Raw genomic sequence first — 24,877 nt, 5'->3', positions numbered from 1 at the left:
CTTAATATGCAAGGCAATGCCCCAACACCAGACGGTCAGGTCGCTGATGCCGTAAGCGGCAACTGGGTCGACACCCATGCGCCCGCCTTCACCCGCCCCTATCTGCGCCTAAGCCGCGCAGACCGGCCCATCGGCACATGGCTTTTGCTGATTCCCTGCTGGTGGGGTCTTGCGCTGGCCATCCTCAGCGATGGCACCCCGCGATGGGAAGACCTTTGGATCGCCGTTGGCTGCGCAATCGGCGCTTTTCTGATGCGCGGCGCGGGCTGCACGTGGAACGACATCACTGATCGCGAGTTCGACGCTCAGGTCGAGCGTACTCGGTCGCGTCCGATCCCATCAGGTCAGGTCACGGTACGACAAGCGGTTGTCTGGATGGGGCTGCAATGCCTGTTGGCGCTGGGTATTCTGCTGACCTTCAATCAAGCTGCGATCGCGATGGGTGTCCTCTCGCTGTTGCCGGTGACAATATATCCGTTCGCAAAACGCTTTACATGGTGGCCCCAGGTGTTTTTGGGACTGGCGTTCAACTGGGGCATTCTGCTGGCATGGGCAGCGCATACCGGAACGGTCGGGGTGCCCGCGATCACGCTCTATCTGGCCGGAATCGCCTGGACGCTGTTCTACGACACGATCTATGCCCATCAGGACGCCGAAGATGACGAGTTGATCGGCATCAAATCCACTGCACGCCTGTTTGGTTCGGATACAGCCAGATGGCTGAAATACTTCCTCGTTGCGACAGTGTCGTTGATGGGGCTGGCGATCATCGACGCGGCAACGACTCAGGCCTCGATCATGGCGCTTTTTGTTGCGCTGGCCGGGCCTTGGGCGATGGGGTGGCACATGGCGTGGCAATTGCGCGGACTGGACACCGAGGACAACGCCAAACTGCTGCAACTGTTCCGCGCAAATCGCGACACCGGCCTTATTCCGCTGATCTTCCTTTGCGTGGCCTTGCTGGTCTGATTGCACCTCGGGCCGGGCCTCTGTAAGAGTCCGGCTCAATCACCCGAGGAGTCTTCTGTCTGCACATGCGCCTGCCTTATCTCCTAGCTGTTGCCTTTATCTTCCTGGTTTCTGCCGGGCTGTCTCTGCTGGCCGCCAGTTACTCGGTCACCAAGGTCGAAGAGGCATCGGAATTCGTGGTGCGCCGCGCGCTTGATCTGAAAGGCCATGACTGGGCCGAGGTCGAATCTGACGGCTTGCGCGTCATACTGACTGGCACCGCTGCTGACGAAGCCGCGCGTTTCAGCGCCCTGACCGCTGCCGGCACCGAAGTCGACACCTCGCGCGTTATTGACGAGATGGAAGTCGCACCCACGACCCAATTGGCACCACCTAAGTTTTCAGCCGAAATTCTGCGCAATGACAGCGGTATTTCGGTGATAGGTCTGGTCCCGCTCAGCCAGGACCGCGAGGCATTGATGGAGCGTTTGCATCGGTTGGACGGGGACAATGTATCGGACCTTCTTGAGACCGCCGACTATCCCAAGCCCAAAGGCTGGGATGAGGCACTAACCTACGCGATCGAAGCCCTTGTTCGGCTTCCACGCGCCAAGATTTCGGCCAGTCCGGGGTTGGTGAAGATTACCGCTATCGCCGACAGCCAGCAGGAAAAGGAACGGCTTGAGCAGGAGTTGACGCGCGCTGCGCCACCCAGCCTTAGGATCGGATTGTCGATCACGGCCCCGCGGCCGGTGATCACGCCGTTTACGCTGCGCTACATTGTCGATGCCGAAGGCGGTCATTTCGACGCGTGTTCGGCGCCTGATCAGGATTCCCGAAACGCCATCATTGCAACGGCCGAAGCGGCAGGGCTGACCGGACCCTACACCTGCACGATCGGGTTGGGCGTTCCATCACCCCGCTGGTCCGAGGCCGCAACGCTCAGCATCAAGGCGTTGGCTCAGATCGGTTTGGGATCTGTGACCATGTCTGACGCCGACATCACGCTGGTCGCCGAGATGGGTACGAACGCCGCCACGTTCGACCGCGTGGTAGGCGAGCTTGAGAATGCGCTGCCCGAGGTCTTCGCCCTTCACGCCGTCCTGCCCGAGCCTGAAACCGACGAACCCACCGGCCCACCCGAGTTTTCCGCCACACGCAGCCCCGAAGGGCTGGTCCAAATGCGCGGACGCTTGGGTGATGAAACCCTTAGGGACATGGTCGACAGCTATGCCCGCGCGGCGTTTGGCTCGGAACAGGTTTATACCGCAACTCGCGTTGTGCCTGACCTACCCACCGACTGGGCCGTGCGTGTCCTGGCCGGGCTTGAGGCGCTGTCATTACTGCACAATGGTGCTCTGACTGTGACGCCGGACGATGTCATGCTGATCGGCGTCAGCCATGAACCCGACACCAGAGCGCGCATCGCTGGCCTTTTGTCCGACAAGCTAGGCGAAGCGCAGGAATACACACTTTCGATCACCTACCAGAAACCTCCTGAACCCGAAGACGCACTGCCAGACCCCGAGCAATGCGAAGACCGCATTGCCGAAGTTCAGACGTCCAGCAAGATCGCCTTCGAACCTGGCTCGGCCACGGTGGCGGCGGATTCGCGTGATACTGTGAACCAGATCGCCGACATTCTGCGCGAATGCGGCCCAATCCGGATGGAGATCCAGGGCCACACCGACAGTCAAGGCCGGGAAGAGATGAATCAGCAGCTCAGCCAGTCACGGGCACAGTCCATCCTAAACGAGCTGCGCGGACGGCGCGTTCCCACCGCAAGCTACACGGCAGTGGGATACGGCGAAACGCAACCTATCGCCGACAATGGCACCGAGGAAGGTCGCGAAGAAAACCGTCGGATTGAATTCCGCCTGATCCGCCCTGAACCCGTCGCCAATTCCGAGACGGGACTGGAAGCGCTGGAACAGGACACACAGCCGTCAGAAGACGCACAAACAGACTCCGAAGAAACCGGCGCAGGGGACCAGTAAGTTGAACAGACTAGAATTCATCATCGCCACCGCCGTCATTTTGTTTGCAGCGTTTTGTATGGGGTGGTTCGCCAACTGGCTGGCCCATCGCCTGTCCCGCGTGCGCCAAAGCGACGTAGCCGATCTGGACCGCATGAGCCAGGAGTTGCATGAGGCCGAGGAAACCCGCGATCAGGCCATCACCTATCTGCAGCAGCGCGAGGCCGAACTGACCAACCAGCTGACGCAAACCGAGGCCGAGCTGTCCGCGGCCATGGATGGGCTGCGCGCAGCGAGGCAAGAGGCAGAAGAGCTGCGCGGGCGGATCAACAACGCGGATTAAATCACCAGCGCGTCAGCGCGTCCTCGTCCTCGTCCTTGGCAGCGACCCAGTCAGCACCGGAATTGGTGATCTCTTTCTTCCAGAACGGCGCGCGGGACTTGAGATAATCCATCAGGTATTCTGCCGCCTCGAACGCGTCCTTGCGATGAGGCGAGGCTGTGGCCACCATCATGATCCGATCCCCCGGAGCCAGCCGCCCGTGGCGGTGAATCACCAGCACATCGCCCAGCGACCAGCGCGACTGTGCTTCTTCGGCGATCTTGGTCAGGGCGCGCTCGGTCATGCCAGGATAATGCTCGATCTCCATCACGTCCAAATCGCCCGTAGCTAGATCGCGCACAACGCCGGTGAAGGTTACGATGGCCCCATTTGCGGCCTCATCTCCGGCAGCAAAGGCGTTGGCCTCGGCCCCCATGTCGAAAGGGGCTTCTTGTACGACGATCCGCATCTTAGCCACCTGTCATCGGCGGAAAGAACGCAACTTCGCGCACGCCCGACAAAGGGGCGTCAAAGTCCGACAGTTCCTGATCCAGCGCCACGCGCAGCGCCGACAGGTCGGCAAAAGCGGCGGCGTAGCGATCTTCGCGCGCGGTCAGTTCCGCGACCAGCTCGGATACGGTTGCGGCCTGTGTTTCGACCTTTTCCTTGGGCAGACCGATGCGTTCGCGCACCCATGCGAAATACAGCACATCCATCGCTTAGCTCTCCTTCAGATGGGGCATGGCTTTACGTAGGTAGTCATAGCCGGTGATCAACGTCAGCGTCGCCGCGATCCACAACAGCCACAGACCGATCCGGCCCGACCAGAACATACCTTCCAGATGCCAGCGGACGTGGTTTACGTCCTCAAGCTGTCCAATGAGAACCTGATCAATGGTCGCAGGGTCCATGCCAAACGTGGCCATGACAAAGTAGTGTTCAAAAATTCCCTGTGAAAACAAAACCGCAATGGCAAACATCTGCGCTGTGGTCTTCCATTTGGCCAGCTTGGTCACTTTCAAAGTTCCCGCCACATCGCCCAGATATTCCCGCAACCCCGAAACAAAGACCTCGCGGAATAGAATCACGGTGGCGGGCAGCACCAGCCAAGGCGTCCAATGCTCGGTCGAATAGCCCACAAGGATCATCAACGCGATCACTACCATCGCCTTGTCGGCAATTGGGTCCAGCATCGCTCCGATCTTGGTTTCCTGTTTCCAAGCACGGGCCAGATACCCGTCGAACCAGTCGGTGATCGCCGCTGACATGAACAGGATCAGGGCAAACCAGTCGGCATAGGGCCGGGTGAAATACAAAAACATCACGGCCAGACCGGGGGCGGCCAGAAGGCGCAGCACGGTCAGGATATTGGGCAAGTTCCACTTCATGAAGAAAACTCTACATCGCCGGTTCAGGACATAAAAGATGGACCATTGAAAATCTGACCCGATCACAGGCAGTTGTGGCCTTCGGGGTCAAAGGGTCGCAACCCCGATCACACGGCTTGGCGCGCGCGGGCTTTGCGGTCAGATTGGCGGCTGGCCCAGACAGAGCGATACATGACCCGTCACATTCAAACCGACCCCCGATCGAACCTGATCGGCAGCGCATGGATGATCGCCGCAATGGCACTGTTCGCGCTTGAGGATGCGCTGATCAAAGCGGCCTCGGCGGCGATTCCGATCTGGCAGGTGCTGGTTCTGTTCGGCGCAGGCGGCGCGGTGATATATGCAGTGGTGGCCCTGATGCGCGGCACACGGCTGTTTCAAGCCGATGTACTTTCGCGCCCGATGAAGGTGCGCGCGGTATTCGAAATCCTAGGGCGGTTGTTCTATGTGCTGGCCATCGCGCTTACTCCGCTGTCCTCGGCCACGGTGATCCTGCAGGCTACGCCCTTGGTCGTCGTCGCCGGGGCCGCACTGGTCTTTGGCGAAACCGTCGGCTGGCGCCGGTGGAGCGCCATTCTGATCGGCCTTGTCGGCGTCGTGATCATCATCCAACCGACCGGGGACAGCTTCTCGGCCCTGTCCATCCTTGCGGTGCTGGGGATGCTGGGGTTTGCCGGACGCGATCTGGCCAGCCGCGCCGCGCCCGCGTCACTGGGGACCGAGGTGCTGGGGTTCTACGGTTTCCTTTGTATCATCATCGCCGGTCTGGCCTATCGGTTTTGGGAAGGCACACCAACGCAGCCCCTAAGCGCGCAAGTCAGCCTGCATATGACCGGCGCAATCGTGATGGGCGTCATGGCTTATGCCTCGCTGATGAAGGCGATGCGCACGGGTGAGGTCTCTTCCGTCACGCCCTTCCGCTATTCCCGACTGCTGTTCGGCATCGGGTTGGGTGTGGTCATGTTTGGTGAGCGGCTGGACCAGACCATGTGGATCGGGTCGGCGCTGATCGTGGCCTCGGGGCTGTATATCCTGTGGCGCGGGCGGCGGGCCTAGCCCTTGTCGTGGAAGAAATCATAGACCTTCTGCGCCAACCCGGCTGAGATCCCGTCCACCGCTTTCAGATCCGCCAGATTGGCCCGGCTGACCGCCTTAGCGCTGCCGAAATGGGTCAGCAAAGCGCGTTTGCGCGCCGCGCCCACGCCGGGGATTTCATCCAGAGGCGTCGCCCCAACCGCCTTTGCCCGTTTGGCGCGATGGGTGCCGATGGCGAACCTGTGCGCCTCATCCCGCAGACGCTGGATGAAATACAGCACCGGATCATTACGTTTCAGCGCAAAGGCTCGCTGACCGATGCGGTGGAATTCCTCTTTGCCGTGGTCGCGGTCCACACCCTTGGCAACGCCGACCATCGGGATGTCCTCGATTCCATGTTCGACCATTATCTCATGTACCGCACTCACCTGCCCCGCGCCGCCATCGATCAACAGCAGGTCGGGCCAATGACCCTTGTCTCGGTCTGGGTCTTCTTTTTGCAAGCGGGTGAAACGGCGGGTCAGAACCTCTTTCATCATGCCAAAATCGTCGCCGGGGGTCAGATCATCGCCCCGGATGTTGAACTTGCGATAGGCGTTTTTCATGAACCCCTCGGGGCCCGCCACGATCATGCCGCCCACCGCGTTGGTGCCCTGAATATGGCTGTTATCGTAGACCTCGATCCGCTCGGGTGGCGTGTCCAGATCAAACGCCTCGGCCACACCACGTAACAGTTTGGCCTGCGTGGCGCTTTCCGACATGCGCCGTGCCAGTGACTCGCGTGCGTTGCGCAGGGCTCCGGCGACCAGTTCTTGTTTCTCGCCCCGTTGAGGGACAAGAATTTCAACCTTGCGTCCGGCTTTTTCCGACAGCGCGTCCTGCATCAGATCGGCATTCTCGATCGCATCTGACAGGATCAACTGACGGGGCGGTTCCTTGTTGTCGTAGAACTGACCGAGAAACGCCTCCATCACCTCGGCAGGTGACACATCCGCCCCGACCCGAGGGTAAAAGTCCTTGTTGCCCCAGTTCTGGTTGGCCCGGATAAAGAACACCTGCACACAGGCCTGCCCACTATCCATATAGAGGCCGATCACATCCGCCTCGGCCACGCCGCGCGGGTTGATGCCTTGGGACGTCTGCACCTGCGTCAGCGCGCGAATACGGTCGCGCAGGCTGGCGGCGCGTTCGAACTCCATCGCCTCGGACGCGGCCATCATCTGTTCGGCCAGTTCTTCCTGCACCTTGGTCGACCGGCCCGACAAGAACCGTTCCGCATCCTTGACGCTTTCGCCGTAATCGCTTTCCGAGATCAACCCCACACACGGTCCAGAACAGCGCTTAATCTGATACAGCAGACAGGGCCGCGTCCGGCTGTCGAACATGGAATCCGAGCAGTTACGCAGCAGGAACGCTTTTTGCAGCTGGTTCAGCGTCCGGTTCACCGCTCCGGCGCTGGCGAATGGGCCAAAATAGGCGCCCTTTTCTTTCTTCGCCCCACGATGTTTCTTGATCTGCGGAAACCCATGATCCTTGGCGACCAGAATGTTCGGAAAACTCTTATCGTCGCGCAGCAGCACATTGTACTTGGGCTTGAGCTGCTTGATCAGGTTCTGCTCCAGCAGCAGCGCCTCGGTCTCGGTCCGCGTGGTCAGAAACATCATCGAAACCGTCGCGGCGATCATCTTCTCGATCCGCCCCGAATGTCCGGGCCGCGTATAGTTCGACACCCGCGCCTTCAGGTTTCGCGCCTTGCCGACATAAAGAACCCGACTGTCGGCATCCAACATCCGGTAAACGCCCGGAGAGCTGTCCAGCGTTTTCACATATCGCTGTATACATTCGTATCCAACGCTTTGGGTTTCGGAGTTCGATTCGTTCTGGACGGTCATGTGTCTGAAATATGATTCCCTGACCATGGCTGCAATCTTGAGCGCCTCAGATCAAGAGAAAACAAATCCACGGTTTCTGTGGATAAGTATGAAGATAAGTTTCCGGGTATCGCGATTTTCCCTTAATTCATTAAGGATTCCTTGATTTGCACAAAAATTAGGCAATAACCTAACCGTCTGTTTTTCAATGTTATTTTTTCTAAATCAAGACAAGTGCATGAAAAACAATACATTTTTGTAACGTGTTGGTAACGGAAATGAGAGCGGTGCAAAACTTATCTGAGAATTACCTATTCAACGCCCAAAACATCCGGAGTTTGCCAGCCAAGATGCTGCCCGCCATCCACACATAAAAGCTGCCCGGTGACCGCCTGTGCATCCAGAAAATACCCCAGCGCGGCAGTGATGTCCGAAGGGTTCGCGCCGCGCTCCAATACCGTGCTCCGCCGTTGCGCATTGAAGTGATCGACGCTTTGGCGGTGCCCCTGCATCGTGGGGCCGGGACCGATTGCGTTGACGCGGATCGCCGGGGTCAACGCTTGCGCAGCAGTGCGGGTCAGCGCCCACAGGCCCATCTTGGCGATGGTGTAGGACATGAACTCGGGGGTCAGCTTGCGTACCCGCATGTCGACCATATTGACGATCAGACCGGTTGCGACCGGTTCGCCGGCCGCATCGGTGTCGGGCTGCAACCCTTGTTCAGCCATCGCCTGGGTCAGCACAAAAGGCGCGCGCAGGTTACTTTCGAGGTGCCGGTCCCAGCTTTGCCGCGTGGCCGTTTGGATATTGTCGTATTCAAAGATCGAGGCGTTGTTGACCAGACAGGTGATCGACCCACCCAATGCCTCGGCCGCGCGGGGCAACAGGGCGTTCACCTGCGCCTCGTCCAGCAGGTCGGCTTGTAGGGCAACAGCATTGCGACCCATTGATCGTATCTCGGCCACGACATCCGACGCCGGTTGTTCGGACGAAGCAAAGTGGACAGCTACATCATATCCACGCTGCGCCAGATACAAGGCCATGGCCCGGCCAAGGCGAATACCTGCTCCGGTTACAAGGGCTCGGGTCATCGGGGACTCTCCGTCACATTACGCCAGCAATGTGACGATGTAGACCGCATAGAGCAGGGTCAACAGCAAGCCCCACACTCGCGTGATATCTTTCTTGAAAAACACGAACGGGATCAGCAGCAATGATGCGCCCAGCATGACCCACAGGTCGAATTGCAGGAACTCGGGATCAACCGGAATTCGTCCGACCAATGTCGCGATACCGACAATGGCCAACAGGTTGAACATGTTTGACCCGATCACGTTACCTAGCGCAACGTCCGCCTGACGCCGCAACGCCGCCATAACAGTCGTGGCCAATTCGGGCAGAGACGTACCGACCGCCACCAAAGTCAGACCGATAATCGTTTCACTGATCCCATAGGTGCGTGCGATCACGGTTGCGTTTTCGACCAGCAGATGCGCGCCCATCGGCAATCCGATCAGACCCAGCAGCAGATAGATCGCGACCTTCCAGTACGGCATATCCGGGTCGGCCTCTTCGAGACCATCCAGTTCTTCGTCATCGTTGCAAGCCTCACCACAGGCTCTCCGATGGGCATGGGCCTCGCGGAAGGCATTCAACAGGACCAGAGCCAGTGCAGCCAGCAGGATACCTCCGCTGACCAGATTGAATTCGCCCAAGAAAGCCAACCCAATAAACAACACTGTGGCCATGATCATGAAGACATAGTTCTTGCGGCTGTCGCATTCGCTTGTGTGCAAAGTGGCAAGCAACGCGGGAAGGCCCAGTACCAGCAGGATGTTGGCCGTGTTAGACCCGACCACGTTCCCTAGCGCAATACCCGGCGCGTTTTCCTTGATCGCACTGATAGCGATCAACAATTCAGGCGCCGAAGTGCCAAAGGCCACGATCGTCAGACTGACGATCAACGCAGGTACGCCCAGACGCAGGCTCAGGTTTACCGCACCACGTACTAGCGCATCCCCTGCCAGCAACAGGATCAGCAATCCGAGGCCGGATAACAGCCATGCCGTCATGTACGGCCTCCTTTTTTGCAGGCGCAGGGGCCTTTACCGATCCTGAACCGCCCGCAGCGCGGACACCGTGCCGATTGCAACCTTTTCTGTCCGGGAAAACGCAGCTTACCAAACATGGCCAACACGCCCATGGCGATCAGGAAGAGGGTGACAATCTTGATAATCACGTCACAACCCAAAACGCGCATAGGCCGCGCGTTCCTCAAGCCCTGCAATCGCATCCTGTGCCAAAGAAGCACCGAACCGGGACCACAAAGGTTTCCGCAACCCATAGCGCCGGAATTTTACCTTGTCGCCGAACCGCTCTTGCATCTTGGGTTTCAGATGAGCAATCCCGTCGATCAATCCCAATTCCTGCGCGCGACGCGCCAGCCAAATCTCGCCGGTGAACAGGTCCTGACTCTCATCCAGTTTTCCATCACGCCGGGTTTTGACATGGGCGATGAAATTTTCGTGAATATCACCCAAAAGGCGCTCTAGCCGGGCGACGTCCTCTTTCTTTTCGGGCGAGAACGGGTCGAGCATGGATTTCGACTCTCCGGCCGTATGCACGCGCCGCTCGATCCCCTGACGTTTCAAAAGTACATGCGCGCCAAAGCCGGATGAGATCACTCCGATGGACCCCAGAACCGAACTGTCGTCGGCATAAATCTCGTCAGCTGCAGCTGCCAGCCAATACCCGCCCGAGGCGGCGACGTCTTCGACAAATGCTATGACAGGAACGTTTAATTCCTCAGATAACCGCCGAATACGCGCACCGATCAAAGAACTTTGAACCGGTGAGCCACCAGGCGAGTTGACCTCGAGCGCGACGGCGGCGGGTTTGCCTTTGCGAAAGGCTTTCTCAAGAACCGGGGCTAGCGACGTGTCGGACATCGACCCTCGGCCGGCCATTCCGATGGCTCCGGACAGACGCACAATGGCCACGCATGGCTGCTTTTTGACAAAGGGCAGGCTGAGTTTCATGGGAGCCGATGTAGAGTGCGCCATTGTGCTAAACAAGGGACCGTTTGAACGTTAGATGCAGCCGGATCACATTTCCCGGAGTTGATGGGCAAAAATGCAACGCCAAACGTACCCTAGCTGCGAATGCGCCAGCCGGTTTTGAAAATCCACCAGATGATGCCAAGGCAAATGCCTGTAAAGACCACGATTGCCAGTAAGCTGAAGCCTATCGGCACATCCGCCAGCCCATAAAACGACCATCTGAAACCTGAAATCAGATAGACTACCGGATTGAACAATGTGATCGTTTGCCAAACCGGCGGCAGCATCGAGATCGAATAGAATGTGCCCCCCAAAAAGATCAACGGCGTTACCACCAGTTGCGGCACCAGCGACATCTGCTCGAAGTTGCCTGCCCAGATGCCAATTATGAATCCAAGCAATGAGAAACTGAGGCAAGTCAGCACCAGAAAAGCCACCATCGCCAGCGGATGTTCGATCCGTAAATCCACAAAAAACGTCGCCGTGATCAAGATCACCACCCCTACGAAAAGCGCCTTGGTCGCCGCCGCCCCCACATAGCCGATCACGATCTCGATAAAGTTCACAGGGGCCGAGAGCAGCTCGTAGATCGTGCCAAGGAATTTGGGGAAATAAATCCCGAAAGACGCGTTCGATATCGACAACGTCACCACCGACAGCATGATCAAACCCGGCACGATGAACGCGCCATAGGATACGCCCTCAACTTCTTGGATACGACTGCCGATCGCAGTGCCGAAGACTACGAAGTACAGTGAGGTCGACAGAACCGGAGACAAAAAGCTCTGTGCCAGCGTCCGGAAGAACCGGGCCATTTCGAACCGGTAAATAGCAGCGATTGCGGACCAGTTCATGCGGGCTCTCCCGACACCAGATTGACAAATATTTCTTCCAGGCTCGACTGACGGGTCTGCACGTCGCGCAGAATGAGCCCGGCTTGCGCCACATCGTTCAGCAACGTGGTGATGCCGGTGCGGTCGGCATGGGTATCGTAGGTATAGATCAGGGCATCGCCGTTGCCATTCAACGTCAGGTTATGCGCTGCAAGACTGTCGGGGATCGACGTGATGGGATCGGTCAACATGACTTCGATCTGCTTCTTGCCCATTTGCGCCATCAGAGTGTTCTTGTCCTGCACCAGCAGCAATTCGCCTTTGTCGATGACACCAACGCGGTCGGCAATTGCTTCGGCCTCTTCGATGTAATGAGTGGTCAGAATGATCGTGACGCCCGCCTGTTTCAGTTCGGCCACGATCTCCCACATATCCTTGCGCAATTCGACATCAACACCGGCGGTGGGTTCATCCAGAAACAGCACGCGCGGCTCATGCGCCAACGCTTTTGCGATCAGCACCCTGCGCTTCATCCCGCCCGACAGCTCTTTGATGGCGTTGCGGCGCTTGTCCCACAGGGACAGCTTGCGCAGGATCTCTTCGATCCGCGCGTCATCTCGACCCAAGCCAAACAGCCCACGCGACAAACGTACCGTGTTCCAGACTTTTTCGAATGGCTCCAGCGCGATCTCCTGCGGGACAAGGCCGATCATCCGGCGCGCAGCGCGAAAGTCGGACTGGATGTCATGCCCTCCGACCGTAACTGTACCCGAGCTCGGCGTGGTAATTCCGCAGATGGTTGAAATCAGAGTTGTTTTGCCCGCGCCATTCGGACCCAGCAAGGCCAGAATCTCACCCTGCCGAATGTCCAAAGTCACGCCCTTAAGCGCTTCAAACCCGTCAGCATAGGATTTTCGCAAATCCCTGATCGAAAGAATGGTAGTCATGCTGTTTCCCTGTCCTGACGGCGACCCTACCCCGGTGGGCGAGCGCAGAACAGACCCATTCCGCACCGGCCGTTACGCGGATTTTGCCGAACCCTGCTCGGGCTTGCAATTCGCCGGCATTCCCGAAACCCTGCGGCGATACTTATAGGAGCGGCAAAATGCTGAACGGTTTTCGGATCATCGAATTCGAAGGGCTGGGCCCCGCCCCCTTCGCCGCCATGTTGCTGGCAGATATGGGCGCAGATGTGATCACCATCCACCGCAAGGGAGGGGCAGGAACACCCGGAATGCCCCAGCAATCGGTGCTAGATCGCGGCAAACGGTCGATTGCGTTGGATCTGAAAGACTCAGACGATCTGGACATCACCCAACGCCTGATCGCGTCTGGAGATGCACTTATCGAAGGATTCCGCCCAGGTGTCATGGAAAAGCTGGGCCTCGGCCCGGCTCCTTGCCACGCCCTGAACCCCAAACTGGTCTATGGCCGCATGACTGGTTGGGGCCAGAACAGCCCGCTGGCCAACACCGCGGGGCATGACCTGAACTATATCGCGCTGTCCGGCGCGCTCTGGTACGCGTCGCAAGCAGGTCAGCCGCCACAAACTCCCGCGACTCTGGTGGGCGACATCGGCGGTGGCGCCATGTATCTGGTGGCGGGCCTCCTGGCCGGCCTGCTACATGCTCAAAAGACAGGGGAAGGCACCGTCGTCGATGCCGCCATCTACGACGGCTCGGCCCATATGATGAACCTGCTGATGAGCCTGCGGCAAACCGAAAATCTTGATGAAATCAGAGGTCAAAGCCTTCTCGACGGCCCCCATTGGAGCCGCACCTACAGCTGCGCCGACGGCGGCTTCATCACGGTGCAATGCCTGGAGCCCAAATTCTACGCCACATTCCTGCAGCTACTCGGCCTGTCAGAAGACCCGGACTTTGAACAGCAGTATGACAGCACGCGCTGGCCCACGCTCACCAAACGCCTGACAGCGATTTTCGCCCAACAACCGCGCGACCACTGGGAACATCTGTTCCACGGCTCAGACGCCTGCGTCGCGCCGGTCCTCAGCCCCGAACAGGCACTTGACCACCCAATGAACCAAAGCCGCCAAACTTGGACAACTCAGAATGGCACCCTGCAAGCCCGCGCCGCCCCACGATTCTCTACCCATGACTGGCAACCAAAACCCAGCCCAAATCGCGGTGAACACCGGGCCGAGATTCTCGCCGACCTCGACACCAAAGACTGATCCGCCCTTCATCTGGCCAAAAATATCTCGGGGGATGAATTGGCCGCAGGCCAAGAAGGGGGCTGGCCCCCTTCCACCCAGCTTAACGCGCACGCACCGTGTCAATCATCAGCTGCACATTCTCAGGATCCGCATCCGGCGTGATCCCATGCCCCAGATTGAAAATATGCGGCCCCTTGGAAAACGCCTCAACAATCTTACGCGTCTCATCCACCAAAGCCTGACCACCCGTCACCATATGGGACGAGGCCAAATTGCCCTGCACACAACCATCCACCTGCACATGGGCCGCCGCCCAATCCGGCGCGACCGAGTTGTCCAGCGCCACACAATCCACACCTGTCGCCCTGGCAAACCCGACATAGCCCTTACCGGCCTCGCGCGGAAAACCAATGACAGGAATTCCGGGATGACGTTCTTTGATGGCCTGAGTGATCACACGGCACGGCTCGACCGCATATTTCTGGAATGCCTCGCCCTTCAGGGACCCGGCCCAGCTGTCAAAGATCTTGACCACCTCGGCCCCGGCCTCGATCTGGGCCGACAGATATTCGATCGTCGCCAGCGTAATCCGATCCAGCAGGGCCTCGAACAACGCCACATTGCCCTCGCGCAGGGCATGGGCCGGGCCTTGATCCGGCGTGCCGCGCCCGGCGATCATATAGGTGGCCACCGTCCAGGGCGCGCCCGCGAAACCGATCAGAGTCGTCTCGGACGGCAATTCCCGCGACAGGATTCGCACGGTTTCATAGACCGGCGACAAAGTCTCGTGAATCGCATCCACGGGCTTCAGCGCGTCAAAGTCGGCCTGTTGGGTTATGGTCGACAGGCGCGGGCCTTCACCGGTGACAAACCACAAATCCGCACCCAGCGCCTGCGGCACCAACAAGATATCGGCAAACAGGATCGCCGCGTCGAACCCATAGCGACGGATCGGCTGCAATGTGACTTCGGCCGCCAGCTCGGGGTTATAGCACAGCGACAGGAAATCCCCCGCCTGCGCCCGCGTCGCGCGATATTCGGGCAGATACCGCCCAGCCTGACGCATCATCCAGATCGGCGGCACATCCTGCACTTCACCTGCCAATGCGCGCAGTATCTTCTTTGTCTCGGCCATCTTTGCCCCCAATAATCTGGTTTGCGCCACGGGTCGGCCCTCAGTGGCAATTTGTCAAGCTCTGCCCCCATTGTCAGGGCAATGTGACGCGATTAAAGCTGAGGCCATGACATTGACCCTGCCCTCCCCCGCCCAACCTCTAAAGATCGGCACCCGAGGATCGCCTCTGGCGCTGGCGCAAGCCTATGAAACCCGGCAGCGGCTGGCAGCGGCGTTCGATCTGCCCGAAGAGGCGTTCGAGATCGTGGTCATCAAGACCACCGGCGACAACCGCGCCATGATCGACGCAGACCGCCCTCTGAAAGAAATCGGCAACAAGGGTCTGTTCACCAAAGAGATCGAAGAGGCGATGCTGCGCGGCGATATCGACATCGCGGTGCATTCCACCAAGGATATGCCGGTAGAGCAGCCCGCAGGTCTGGTGCTGGACACCTTCCTGCCGCGTGAAGATGTGCGCGACGCGTTCATCTCGCCCAGCCTGAAATCAATCCACGACCTGCCGCGGGGTGCCACCGTCGGCACCTCATCCCTGCGCCGCCGTGCGCAGCTGTTGAATCGTCGGCCTGACCTGAACATAGTGGAATTCCGAGGCAACGTGCAGACGCGGCTGAAGAAACTGGCGGACGGCGTGGCCGATTGTACCTTTCTGGCCATGGCCGGCATCCGCCGCCTGAACATGCAAGACGTCCCCGCCACCGCCATTGCACCAGAGGACATGCTGCCCGCCATCGCACAGGGCACCATTGGCATCGAACGCCGCAGCGACGATTCCCGTGCTGCGGGTATGCTGGAAGCGATTCACCACATTGAAACGGGGCAGCGTTTGGCCGCCGAACGCGCATTGCTGGCTGCGCTGGACGGCTCCTGCGAAACGCCAATCGCGGGTCTAGCTGAGATCAATGCAGGTCAACTTCACCTGAGGGGCGAGGTTTTGCGCCCGGATGGGTCTGAGGCGATCACCGAAGATGTTGAAGGATCGATTGAAGACGGCGTCGAAATGGGCCGCACTGTTGCTAAAACCCTGCTTGCACAGGCGGGTGCCGGATTCTTTGATTGGCGAAACTAAAAAAAATCCACGCAATGTGAACTACTTCACTGCCGTCGCCTGATGAGTCAGGCATAACGCTTGCATACCGGTTGTGAAGTCGGCTCGGTCTCAAATAAGTCGAAAGTTTTGTAAGTCTGTACCGTTTTAAGTGGTGTTCGAGGGGGTGAGACCCGATCCTGAGATCCGATCAGTTAGGGCCGTTGTCATTGATTTGACAGCGGCCCGTCCCATTTTTTGCGCAGCGTGCGGTCATCTATTGGCAATCAACTCGACCGCCGTATTGACCGCTTCCCTTGTCATTTCAATATCCGTGTCAGTTACCGCAAGGGAAGGGTAGAGCTTTCCGGGCGATTTAAAGATGCCACTCGCCCGTAAGCTGTTGTTGTAATCCACGTTGCGTCGGGGGTCATCGTGCCGAGAGCTGCGATAATCGCGACACGGGGCATTGGTGAAATAGATATCAAACAGAGTTTCATCGCCACAAACCTGATGCGGGATACCGGCCGCTGTCAGCGCATCAACCTGCATCTGTTGCAACGCGGCCCCTATGGTCCTCAGACGCTCATAGGTACCTTCACGGCGCAGTATTTCCATCGTTTTCAACCCTGCGGCAGAGGCAACCGGATTGCCCGACAATGTGCCCAGTTGCATCAGCCAGCCGTCTTCGCCGACCTGTGCCTTGTCGAAATGCTTCATGATCTCGGTGCTTGCGCCCAGCGCGGCCAGAGGGAAGCCACCGCCGGTAATCTTGCCCAGCGTGCAGATATCGGGCGTCACGCCGTATTTCTCTTGCGCGCCGCCATAAGCGAGGCGGAAACCGGTCACGATCTCGTCAAAGATCAGCAGGACATTGTGTTTGTCGCACAATGCGCGCAGACCTTGCAGATATCCGGGCATTGGCGGAATGATCCGTTGCAGCGGCTCGACCATAATCGCGGCGATATCGTCATGTTCGTCCAACAACGCCGCAACGGCCTCAAGGTCATTGAACGGTGCGATCAGCATCTGCTCGGCCACGCCCGCAGGGATGCCGGCGCTGTCGGGCACCGCCTGTGGGAAGTTCACATGGCGGCTGGGGGCGAGGCTCATCTGCGCCTCGGCGCTCATACCGTGATAGCCGCCCTCGAACTTCAGGATCTTGTCGCGCCCGGTATAGGCGCGGGCCAAGCGGATGGCGTACATGTCGGCCTCGCCACCCGAGGCGACAAAGCGCACCTGTTCGCAGCACGGCATGGCGTCGATGATTGCCTCGGCCAGTTCGATGCCTTTGGCGTTGTTGGCGAAAAAAGTCATGCCCTTGGGCAGTTGTTCCAGCACCGCCTCCATCACCTCGGGGTGGCCGTGGCCCAGCAGCATCGGTCCAGAGCCGATCAGATAGTCTATATATTCGGTCCCGTCCTCATCCCAGACGCGACTGCCTTCGCCACGGGCAATGATGATGCCGGGGTCGAAATTGCCAAATCCCCCGGCGGGCAATGCGGCGTTGGCGCGGGCGATCCATTCGGATTGAGTGTTGATCTTGAGCATCTCAGGCAATCTCCAATATCGGGGAACCAAGGGTTTCCAGGTCGGGCGTCACGCCCAGACCCGGGCCTTCGGGCGGGGCGATGCGACCGTCTTTGCGGCTGGGTGCATCCGGGCAGAGGCGCGGGCTCACGTATGAGGACAGATCGCAGGTGTTCATCAACGAGCCATGCGGAGTCGAAGCCGCGAAATGCAACGCGGCGGCGGTGACGATATCGGATCCCCATGTGCATTCGGCGCAGATTTCGGCCCCCAGATGCACTGTCAGATCGCGCGCGCGGCGCATGGCCGACAGACCGCCGAACTTGGACAATTTCAACGCCACCGCATCCATGCAGCCCAATTCATGTGCACGCAGCAACGAGGCCAAATCATGGGCGTTTTCGTCGATCTTCATCGGCAGGCCGGTGGCTTGCCGCACGGCGGCACAATCCTCCAGAGTTTTGCAGGGTTGTTCCAGCATCACATCCAGATGTGTGACGGCGCGGCCCGTGCGTGTGGCCTGCAGGCGCGATGCGCCGCAGTTCCAGTCTCCGTAGACGATTGGCCCCGGCCCCACAGCTTCGCGCACTTTGGTCAGGCGTTCGGCATCGGCCTGCCAGTCGGCTTCGACCCCCAGCTTGACCTGAAACTGACGTATGCCGGTCTGATAGGCGGTCTGCGCGATGCGGGCCATCTCATCGGGGTCTATGCAGGTGATCGAGTGATAGAGCGGCATGTCCTTGCGCGTGCGCCCGCCCAGCAACGCATAGACCGGCTGGCCCGTGGCTTGGCCGAATAAATCCCACAGGGCAAGATCGACGGCGGATTTTGCGTAGCGGTGGCCTTGTAGAAACCCGTCGAGCTTGCGCATCGGGACATCGGCCCCGAAGGGCGACATTCCGAGGATCTCCGGGGCCATTTCGGTGATCGCCGCTGGGACGCCATCGGCATAGGCGGGCAGATAGTGGGGAATCGGGCAGATCTCGCCCCATCCTTTAAGGTCAGTATCGGTTTCAAGGCAAAGCACATGGGTTTTGACGGTGGCGCAGGTTTTGCCCTCGGCCATATGGTAGGTTTCGTGGCTGGTGAGGTCGACGGACCAGAGGGTGATGGCGGTGATTTTCATTCAGGCCGTCCTTGGGGTGTTGATGTTGTGCAGTCAGAGGGGCCAGCCCCTCTCTTGGCCTTCGGCCAATTCACACCCCGAGATATTTCTAGCCAGATGAAGGGGCGGATCATCGCGGGGCCTCGTAGGTTGCAACTGGGAGGCCGAGGGTGTCTTCGTCGGGGTGGACACCGAGGCCAGGGGTTTCGGGCAGGTGGAGGTGTCCGTTATTGTTGCGGGGACCGCGTCCGTTGGCGATGTCCTCGGTGATCATGTCCTGACAGGCCCAGACGGCATGGCAGTTCTGATCGGGGATGGTGGCAGCCAGATGCAGGGCCTCGGTATCGGCAAGGACAGTGCCTCCGGTGGCCATGACGAACATGTCGATCCCGTGGGCCAGCGCGATATCGCGCATTCGGGCTGCCTTGGTCAGGCCGCCGACACGGTTGAGCTTGATGCCAAAGACCTCGGCAAGACCGTCGCGCGCGATGCGGGTGGCGTCTTGCAGGGTTACGAGGCTTTCGTCCACTGAGACGGGTGAGGCGTGGCGACCCGAGATGGCGGCGATGTCGTCGAGGGATTCGCAGGGTTGTTCGAAGATCACCTGCAAAGGCTCGCAGGCCTTCATCACGCGCAGCGCCTGTTGGCGAGTCCAGCCCCGGTTCACGTCATAAAGAACAATCTCGCCGGGGCGGCGGAAGCTTTCAACATCTTGAACGCGGGCTATGTCGCGTTCGACGTCTCCGCCGATTTTGACCGAATGGGCGATGTAACCCCGGTCGCGGTAGCGGGTCATCACCTCGCGCGTTTCTTCAGCGGTTTTGGCACCGACGGACGAGGCAATCGGGCGTGGGGTGCGGGAACCGCCGCCCATCAGATCAGCAATTGGCAAGCGCGCTGCTTGCCCGGCGATGTCCCAACAGGCCATGTCGATCGGACTTTTGGCATAGAGGTGGCCGGGCAGCGCCGTATCCATGGCGCGTTCCACATCAAGCACGCGGCGCGGATCCAGGCCCAGAATAAACGGGGCCATGGTCTCGATTCCCGAACGGATACCCGGACCGTGGGCCGGCACATAGGTATGGCCCCAGGGCGTGCCCTCGCCCCAGCCGATCAAGCCAGTATCGGTTTCGATCTTCACCAGCGTTGCGTCCAGCGTTTCGAATTTCAAACGCCCGCCAGAAAGCCAATATGGATGCTCGAGCGGCAGGTCGATCTGGTAAACGATGATGGTTTTGATCTTCATAACGCGTACTCTGCCACGGGCGCACCGAGGCTTTTGAAATCCGGGGTAACACCCAACCCTGGCGCATCTGGCGCGTATAGCTTGCCGTTTCGCGACACAGCCCCGCCGTATCCGGTCGAGCGGGTGTTGTAGTTCATCAGGTCTGTGGTGTTTTGCAGGTATTCCTCGGGCGTCGAGGCGGCAAAATGGGCGACGGTGGCAGTGGTGATTTCGCCGCCCCATGTATCCTCGGACACCACGGGAATACGGTTTTCAATCAGATAGTCACGCACCCGTCGTGCCTTGCTGAGCCCGCCGAGATTGGAAAGCTGCAGGCAGCAGATCTCGGCCCCCCGATCCGCGACGATTCGCTGCGCCATGTGCATTCCAGTCAGGCATTCGTCCAGCTTCATCGGCTGTTCGGCCACGCGGCGAACCTGTTGGCACTCTTCATACGTTTTGCAGGGTTGTTCGAGGATAAAATCAAGATCACGCGTCGCCCGAGCCACCCGAATCGCGTTGTCCACGCGCCAGCCCTGATTGGCGTCGGCCATGGCGGTCTCACCCGGTTGCAGCAACGGGACCGTGGCCCTGATGCGGTCGATATCCGTGGCCCAATCTGCGCCTACCTTAATCTGGAACTGACGGTAGCCCTGATCGCGATATGTGTTCATCTCGGCCACGGTCTCATCCACTACCTTTTGCGGCGCCACCCGATACATCGGGGCACCATCCGTCAGCTTGCCACCCAGCAACATCCAGATGGGCTGCGCGCAGGCTTGCCCCAGAATATCCCAACAGGCTGCATCAAACGGTGCCTTGGCATAGCCGTGCCCCTGCACCAGATGGTCCATCAGCTGTTCGATCCGCCCAACCTGCCGTGGGTCCTCGCCCAGCAACTTGCGGGCGACCAAAGCGGCCAAAGCAGGAACGCCTTGGGAATGCGCGACCATGTAGTTTTCGCCGCAGGGTGTGAACTCACCACAGCCCTGCAACCCAGCATCGGTGTCGATCACCACAACCGAGGCGATGGCCGTCTCAATCGCATTGCCCGCACCCCAAACGTAAGCCCCACCGACATAGGGCAGCCCGGTCTGATAGATGCGGATGCGGGTGATTTTCATGCGGCGTCCATTCGGGGCAAGGCATCCAACCCTTCGCCGCGCCACAACACGTAGGTCAGGATGGGGCTGTCGGTGGTTGTCATTGCGTGACTTTGCCAACTGGTGTGCAGCCGGGTTTGGTTGGGGGTCAGTTCGGCGTCATTGCCTTCGACCCGAAACCTCGCACGGCCGGCGGCGATGAGGTACAGTTCTTCGGCCTGATGGCTGTGCCAATCATAGGCCAATCCCTCACCCCAAAAAGCCACGTAGCCCCGCAGCTTTGTTGAGTGGAAATGGCCCGTGGGACCGAACAGTTCATAATAGCCAAAACGGTTCAGGAAGTCGGCACCGACTTCGTCTTCGGTGTAAGTCAGCTTCCAATCGGCGAGATGCGCGGTTGCGCAGATCGCCTTCGTAAGGGCTTGGGTCGGCCCGGCATCGGACTGGATCGCCTGCACGAGAGGAACCGCCGGGATCGCGTTTGGCGACACGTCAACAGCGCACAGATCATCTGGCCAATCACCGAACGCAGCCAGATCAGGATGCGTTTGGTGCAGCTGTCGCGCGGCGTTCAGCACATCAATCAAAGTCATGGGATCACCACGATATTGCCCGTGTGCTGCTTGGCGATGAAAGCTGCTTGCGCCTCGCGCAGCTCCTCCAGAGGATAAGTCGCGGCAATAGCCGGTTTGATCTCACCCGCCTCGATATATTTCACGAGGTTCTGCATGACCTGCGGGTCAATCACGGTCGAGCCGGTAAAGGTCAGGTCGCGTAGATAGAAGGTGCGCAAGTCGAACTCAACCATCGGGCCCGCGATGGCTCCGGAGCAAGTATAGCGTCCGCCGCGCTCGAGGATGTCGATCAGGGTCGGCCAGTAGGGGCCGCCTACTACGTCGGCGACTACCGTGATTTTTTCACCACCCAGCGCAGCACGCAGGTTTTCTGGTGCGCGCGGCAGGATCATGTCAGGACCAAGCTCAGCGACGTCGGCATGTTTCGCCTCGGACGCCATTGCGACAACGCGCGCGCCACGCCGTTTGGCCAGTTGCACCAAGGCGCCGCCGACACCGCCCGAGGCTCCGGGCACCAGAACCGTGTCTTTCTCGGTGACATTGGCGCGGGTCAGCATCCCTTCGGCGGTTGAGTAGGAGCAAGAAAACGTCGCCAGTTCCGCATCCGACAAATCTGAGGTAATCGGCACTGCATTCACGGCCAGAGTGGTGGCGTATTCGGCAAACCCTCCGTCCCGTTCCGAGCCGTAGTAGCCGGTTTTGTCCTTGTTGTCGGGATCATCCGGGTCCCGTAACCAGCCATCGGTGATTACGCGCTGACCGATACGGGCGGGGTCGACACCCGCGCCCACGGCTACGATATAGCCACAGATATCCGCCCCCTGGATGCGCGGGAAGGTGATCGGGTTGCCGCCCCAGGTGGGGTCTTCCTCACCCACCTCATCAAACGCGCCGCCGGTGGTCGCGTCGGTGACTGTCTTGGAATACCAACCCGACCGCGTGTTGACGTCCGTGTTGTTCAGACCGCAGGCGGCGACCTTGATCAATACTTCATGAGCCGCAGGTTCGGGGCGAGGCCAGTCTGGGTGAAGCACCATCTGCTCGAGACCGCCATGGCCCATCGTGACCATAGCTTTCATTCTATCAGGCAAGATCATTGCGCGGCCTCCAGTGCAGCGTCGGTTCGTGGCAGCAGGCTTTGCGGATCATAGGCCGGTTCGCCCAGCACTAGCGCTGCACGGGATTGACCGTGGATCACGACCTGCAATGCGGTGCCGGGCGTGGCGGCCTCGGGCTTGATATAGGCAAAGGCGAGGATCTTGCCGACGGTATGCCCATAGACCACTGAAGCGGTCGAGCCGACCACGCGACCATTCAGCATCACTGCCTCACCGCCATGGCCGTCGATCTCACCATCCGGTTCGATTTCCAGATAGGCGCAAATCCACGGAAGGTCGGTGTTTAGGGTCATGTCCTTGCCCAGATACTTCTTGTCGGTGCGCGCAAAGCGCAGCACGTCCGCCTCGGCCAATGTGACTTCATTGGTTAGTTCACCCGCGCCTTTGAAGCCTTTCTCCATCCGCATCACGTTCATGGCAAAGCTGCCGTAGTCGGCGATGCCATGCGGCTCACCCGCACCCCAAAGTGCGTTGTAAACGTCGAGGCAAGCGGCGTTGGGCATGTGCAACTCCCAGCCCAGTTCCCCGGCATAGGACATGCGGAACGCCCAGACCTTGTGGCCTGCGATTGTGATTTCCTGCGCGGACAACCAGCGGAACCCGACATTGGTCAAATCGGCATCGGTGCAGCGCGCCAGTACGTCCCGCGATCGGGGACCGTTCAGCGACAAGGCTGACCAATCGGACGAGAGGGCGGTAATCTGAACATCCTCATCCGCCCGCTGTTGCGTCAGGTGATCCAGCAAGCGCTGTTCGAAGAACGCGGCGCATACCAGATAGAAGCGATCTTCAGCCATGCGGACAATCGTGGTCTCCAACTCGATCCGGCCCCGGCGGTTCAGCATATGGGTCAGCGTGATCGAGCCCACTTTTTGCGGCATCCGGTTGGCCGTCAGCCGATCCAGCAGGGCGTAGGCATCCGGCCCCGAAACCTCGACCTTAGTAAAGGCGGTGACATCCATGATGCCGACGCGTTCGCGCACCGCTTTGACCTCGGCCGCGACCATGTCGTCGGCGGGCGTGCGGCGGAAGGAATAATGGTCGCGCTGTTCAACCCCATCGCGGGCGAACCAGCGGGGGCGCTCGAACCCATAGACTTCCTCATGCACCGCGCCCTTGGATTTCAGCAATTCATACAGGGGCGATGGCTTGATCGGACGCCCTTCGAGACGGTTGAAATGCGGAAAGGGGATTTCGTGGCGCAGGCAGTAATCTTCCTCGGCCTTAATCACCTGCCAGTCCTTCGTGGCATAGCTGCCGAACCGGCGCGGATCGAACTCGCGCATAGAGATTTCGGCGGCCCCATGCACCATCCAGCGCGCCAACTCACGCGTCAGACCCGGCCCCCAACCAATGCCGATCTGCGTACCGCAGCAGCACCAGTAGTTCTGCACACCCGGCGCAGGCCCGATCAGCGGGTTGCCGTCCGGCGGGTGCGAGATCGCGCCGTGCACGTCACGCTGAATGCCCAGTTCGGCAAAGATCGGCATACGGTTCAGGCTTTCCTCAAGCCACGGCATCACACGGTCGTAATCCGCGTCGAACAGCCAGTTCTCGTATTCCCACGGGCAATGATCATGCCAGACCGAGTTCGGGCTCTCTTTCTCGTAAATGCCAATCAGCCCGCGCTGCTGCTCCATGCGGATATAACCCGAGACTTTGCGGTCATCGCGGATCACTGGCAGTTCCTTGTCCAGATTCTGGAACTCAGGCACCGGTTCGGTCACGAAGTAATGGTGGGTCATCGAGGTCATCGGCAATTGCAGCCCTGACCATTCACCCATCTGCCGCGCATAGGTGCCGCCCGCGTTCACAACATGCTCACACGTGATGGTGCCCATCTCGGTCTCAACCACCCACTCGCCATTCTCGGCCTGAGTGATGTTGGTAGCGCGGCAGTTGCGGAAGATGCGGACGCCTTTTTGGCGCGCGCCCGTCGCCATCGCCATGGTCACGTTGGTCGGGTCCACATGGCCGTCGTCGGGTGTATGCAGCGCACCCAACACACCGTCGAGATTGTAGAACGGGTGCAACTCGACCACTTTCTCGGGGCCCACGAGTTCGATGTTGAACCCCAGCGAGCGGCCCACCGACAAGGTGTGGCGCAGCCAGTCCATCTCATCCTCGGTATAGGCCAAGCGGAACGAGCCGCAGCCGTGCCATGTGACCGGCTGGCCGGTTTCAGCCTCCAACGCGCCGGAATAGAGACCGATATTGTAGTCCACGCATTTGCCCAGCCCAAAGCTTGAGGTCGAATGCGTGATCTGGCCCGCCGCGTGCCACGTGCTGCCGCTGGTCAGCTCGGCCTTTTCCAGCAGGACGGTGTCATCGCCCCACCCCTCATGCGCCAGATGATAGGCCAGACCGACCCCCATGACGCCGCCTCCAACAATGACCACGCGGGCGTGGGTGGGCAATTTCTTCTCGGACATGACATTTCCTCTTCCCGAGTCG

The 24,877-nt window shown here is 59.6% G+C and carries 23 protein-coding genes; 6 read left to right on the top strand and 17 right to left on the bottom strand.

Features of this window, described 5'->3' with window-relative positions; translation table 11 throughout:
• The first annotated feature begins 6 nt into the window (after positions 1 to 6).
• The 3 genes from ubiA to ABWV79_RS07140 all read left to right on the top strand — a co-directional run bounded on the left by ubiA (position 7) and on the right by ABWV79_RS07140 (position 3,267).
• Positions 7 to 969 carry a 4-hydroxybenzoate octaprenyltransferase gene (gene ubiA, locus ABWV79_RS07150; RefSeq protein WP_170353616.1) on the top strand — a complete coding sequence of 321 codons (963 nt, stop codon included), beginning with the start codon at positions 7 to 9 and terminating at the stop codon, positions 967 to 969.
• Positions 970 to 1,034: 65 nt separating this feature from the next.
• On the top strand, positions 1,035 to 2,945 hold the full coding sequence (locus ABWV79_RS07145; RefSeq protein WP_353391133.1) for an OmpA family protein: 1,911 nt from the start codon (positions 1,035 to 1,037) through the stop codon (positions 2,943 to 2,945).
• A 1-nt stretch (position 2,946) separates the two neighbouring features.
• Positions 2,947 to 3,267: a hypothetical protein gene (locus ABWV79_RS07140; RefSeq protein WP_170353618.1), complete on the top strand. Its 321-nt coding sequence runs from the start codon at positions 2,947 to 2,949 to the stop codon at positions 3,265 to 3,267.
• A 1-nt stretch (position 3,268) separates the two neighbouring features.
• Here the strand turns inward: ABWV79_RS07140 and ABWV79_RS07135 are convergent, their stop codons facing one another.
• Genes ABWV79_RS07135 through pgsA form a run of 3 tightly spaced genes read right to left on the bottom strand, consistent with a single transcriptional unit; the run spans position 3,269 to position 4,634 of the window.
• Entirely contained in the window at positions 3,269 to 3,715 is a 447-nt protein-coding gene (locus ABWV79_RS07135) for a molybdenum cofactor biosynthesis protein MoaE (RefSeq protein ID WP_170751946.1), read from the bottom strand.
• A gap of 1 nt (position 3,716) precedes the next feature.
• Entirely contained in the window at positions 3,717 to 3,962 is a 246-nt protein-coding gene (gene moaD, locus ABWV79_RS07130) for a molybdopterin converting factor subunit 1 (protein WP_170353620.1), read from the bottom strand.
• Positions 3,963 to 3,965: 3 nt separating this feature from the next.
• Complete coding sequence (gene pgsA, locus ABWV79_RS07125) at positions 3,966 to 4,634, bottom strand: CDP-diacylglycerol--glycerol-3-phosphate 3-phosphatidyltransferase (RefSeq protein ID WP_353391131.1); 669 nt, start codon at positions 4,632 to 4,634, stop codon at positions 3,966 to 3,968.
• 171 nt (positions 4,635 to 4,805) lie between these two features.
• Here pgsA and ABWV79_RS07120 point away from each other — a divergent pair, with 171 nt between their 5' ends.
• On the top strand, positions 4,806 to 5,690 hold the full coding sequence (locus tag ABWV79_RS07120) for a DMT family transporter (protein ID WP_353391130.1): 885 nt from the start codon (positions 4,806 to 4,808) through the stop codon (positions 5,688 to 5,690).
• On the opposite strand, the gene uvrC is transcribed toward ABWV79_RS07120, so the two are convergent.
• The 6 genes from uvrC to ABWV79_RS07090 form a co-directional block, all read right to left on the bottom strand.
• The gene (uvrC, locus tag ABWV79_RS07115) at positions 5,687 to 7,561 is read right to left on the bottom strand and encodes an excinuclease ABC subunit UvrC (protein WP_353391129.1); all 1,875 of its coding nucleotides are present in this window, start codon (positions 7,559 to 7,561) and stop codon (positions 5,687 to 5,689) included. The genes ABWV79_RS07120 and uvrC overlap by 4 nt on opposite strands.
• A gap of 290 nt (positions 7,562 to 7,851) precedes the next feature.
• The gene (locus ABWV79_RS07110) at positions 7,852 to 8,631 is read right to left on the bottom strand and encodes an SDR family oxidoreductase (RefSeq protein ID WP_353391128.1); all 780 of its coding nucleotides are present in this window, start codon (positions 8,629 to 8,631) and stop codon (positions 7,852 to 7,854) included.
• Between the two features lie 18 nt (positions 8,632 to 8,649).
• Positions 8,650 to 9,612, bottom strand: a complete 963-nt coding sequence (locus ABWV79_RS07105; protein WP_353391126.1) for a calcium/sodium antiporter — start codon at positions 9,610 to 9,612, stop codon at positions 8,650 to 8,652.
• Between the two features lie 168 nt (positions 9,613 to 9,780).
• On the bottom strand, positions 9,781 to 10,578 hold the full coding sequence (locus ABWV79_RS07100) for a S49 family peptidase (RefSeq protein WP_170751957.1): 798 nt from the start codon (positions 10,576 to 10,578) through the stop codon (positions 9,781 to 9,783).
• A 113-nt stretch (positions 10,579 to 10,691) separates the two neighbouring features.
• Positions 10,692 to 11,453 carry an ABC transporter permease gene (locus ABWV79_RS07095; protein WP_170353627.1) on the bottom strand — a complete coding sequence of 254 codons (762 nt, stop codon included), beginning with the start codon at positions 11,451 to 11,453 and terminating at the stop codon, positions 10,692 to 10,694.
• Entirely contained in the window at positions 11,450 to 12,379 is a 930-nt protein-coding gene (locus ABWV79_RS07090) for an ABC transporter ATP-binding protein (protein WP_353391125.1), read from the bottom strand. Before ABWV79_RS07090 ends, ABWV79_RS07095 begins: the two co-directional genes overlap by 4 nt.
• A gap of 158 nt (positions 12,380 to 12,537) precedes the next feature.
• On the opposite strand from ABWV79_RS07090, the gene ABWV79_RS07085 reads away from it, so the two are divergent.
• A complete protein-coding gene (locus ABWV79_RS07085; RefSeq protein ID WP_353391124.1) occupies positions 12,538 to 13,626 on the top strand; it encodes a CaiB/BaiF CoA transferase family protein in 1,089 nt (362 codons plus the stop codon).
• A gap of 82 nt (positions 13,627 to 13,708) precedes the next feature.
• Here the strand turns inward: ABWV79_RS07085 and hemE are convergent, their stop codons facing one another.
• Positions 13,709 to 14,743 (bottom strand): uroporphyrinogen decarboxylase, encoded by a 1,035-nt coding sequence (hemE, locus tag ABWV79_RS07080; RefSeq protein WP_353391123.1) that lies wholly within the window; start codon positions 14,741 to 14,743, stop codon positions 13,709 to 13,711.
• A gap of 106 nt (positions 14,744 to 14,849) precedes the next feature.
• Between hemE and hemC the strand changes: the two genes are divergently transcribed.
• Positions 14,850 to 15,809 (top strand): hydroxymethylbilane synthase, encoded by a 960-nt coding sequence (hemC, locus tag ABWV79_RS07075; protein ID WP_353391122.1) that lies wholly within the window; start codon positions 14,850 to 14,852, stop codon positions 15,807 to 15,809.
• Positions 15,810 to 16,040: 231 nt separating this feature from the next.
• Here the strand turns inward: hemC and ABWV79_RS07070 are convergent, their stop codons facing one another.
• From ABWV79_RS07070 to ABWV79_RS07040, 7 genes are all read right to left on the bottom strand, one after another.
• Complete coding sequence (locus tag ABWV79_RS07070; RefSeq protein WP_353391121.1) at positions 16,041 to 17,318, bottom strand: aspartate aminotransferase family protein; 1,278 nt, start codon at positions 17,316 to 17,318, stop codon at positions 16,041 to 16,043.
• A 1-nt stretch (position 17,319) separates the two neighbouring features.
• Entirely contained in the window at positions 17,320 to 18,423 is a 1,104-nt protein-coding gene (locus tag ABWV79_RS07065) for a mandelate racemase/muconate lactonizing enzyme family protein (RefSeq protein ID WP_353391120.1), read from the bottom strand.
• 109 nt (positions 18,424 to 18,532) lie between these two features.
• On the bottom strand, positions 18,533 to 19,648 hold the full coding sequence (locus ABWV79_RS07060) for a mandelate racemase/muconate lactonizing enzyme family protein (protein WP_353391119.1): 1,116 nt from the start codon (positions 19,646 to 19,648) through the stop codon (positions 18,533 to 18,535).
• Positions 19,645 to 20,751 carry a mandelate racemase/muconate lactonizing enzyme family protein gene (locus ABWV79_RS07055; protein WP_353391118.1) on the bottom strand — a complete coding sequence of 369 codons (1,107 nt, stop codon included), beginning with the start codon at positions 20,749 to 20,751 and terminating at the stop codon, positions 19,645 to 19,647. Before ABWV79_RS07055 ends, ABWV79_RS07060 begins: the two co-directional genes overlap by 4 nt.
• On the bottom strand, positions 20,748 to 21,323 hold the full coding sequence (locus tag ABWV79_RS07050; RefSeq protein ID WP_353391117.1) for a dimethylsulfonioproprionate lyase family protein: 576 nt from the start codon (positions 21,321 to 21,323) through the stop codon (positions 20,748 to 20,750). Before ABWV79_RS07050 ends, ABWV79_RS07055 begins: the two co-directional genes overlap by 4 nt.
• Positions 21,320 to 22,402, bottom strand: coding sequence for an alcohol dehydrogenase family protein (locus tag ABWV79_RS07045; RefSeq protein ID WP_353391116.1), 1,083 nt, complete (start codon positions 22,400 to 22,402; stop codon positions 21,320 to 21,322). Before ABWV79_RS07045 ends, ABWV79_RS07050 begins: the two co-directional genes overlap by 4 nt.
• The gene (locus ABWV79_RS07040; RefSeq protein ID WP_353391115.1) at positions 22,399 to 24,855 is read right to left on the bottom strand and encodes an FAD-dependent oxidoreductase; all 2,457 of its coding nucleotides are present in this window, start codon (positions 24,853 to 24,855) and stop codon (positions 22,399 to 22,401) included. Before ABWV79_RS07040 ends, ABWV79_RS07045 begins: the two co-directional genes overlap by 4 nt.
• Positions 24,856 to 24,877: the final 22 nt, after the last annotated feature.

Origin of the sequence: Ruegeria sp. HU-ET01832 (genome assembly GCF_040371315.1) — a bacterium.
Lineage (GTDB): Bacteria > Pseudomonadota > Alphaproteobacteria > Rhodobacterales > Rhodobacteraceae > Ruegeria > Ruegeria lacuscaerulensis_A.
The sequence above is the reverse complement of the archived record's forward strand: the minus strand, read 5'-3'. Positions and strand labels throughout refer to the sequence as shown.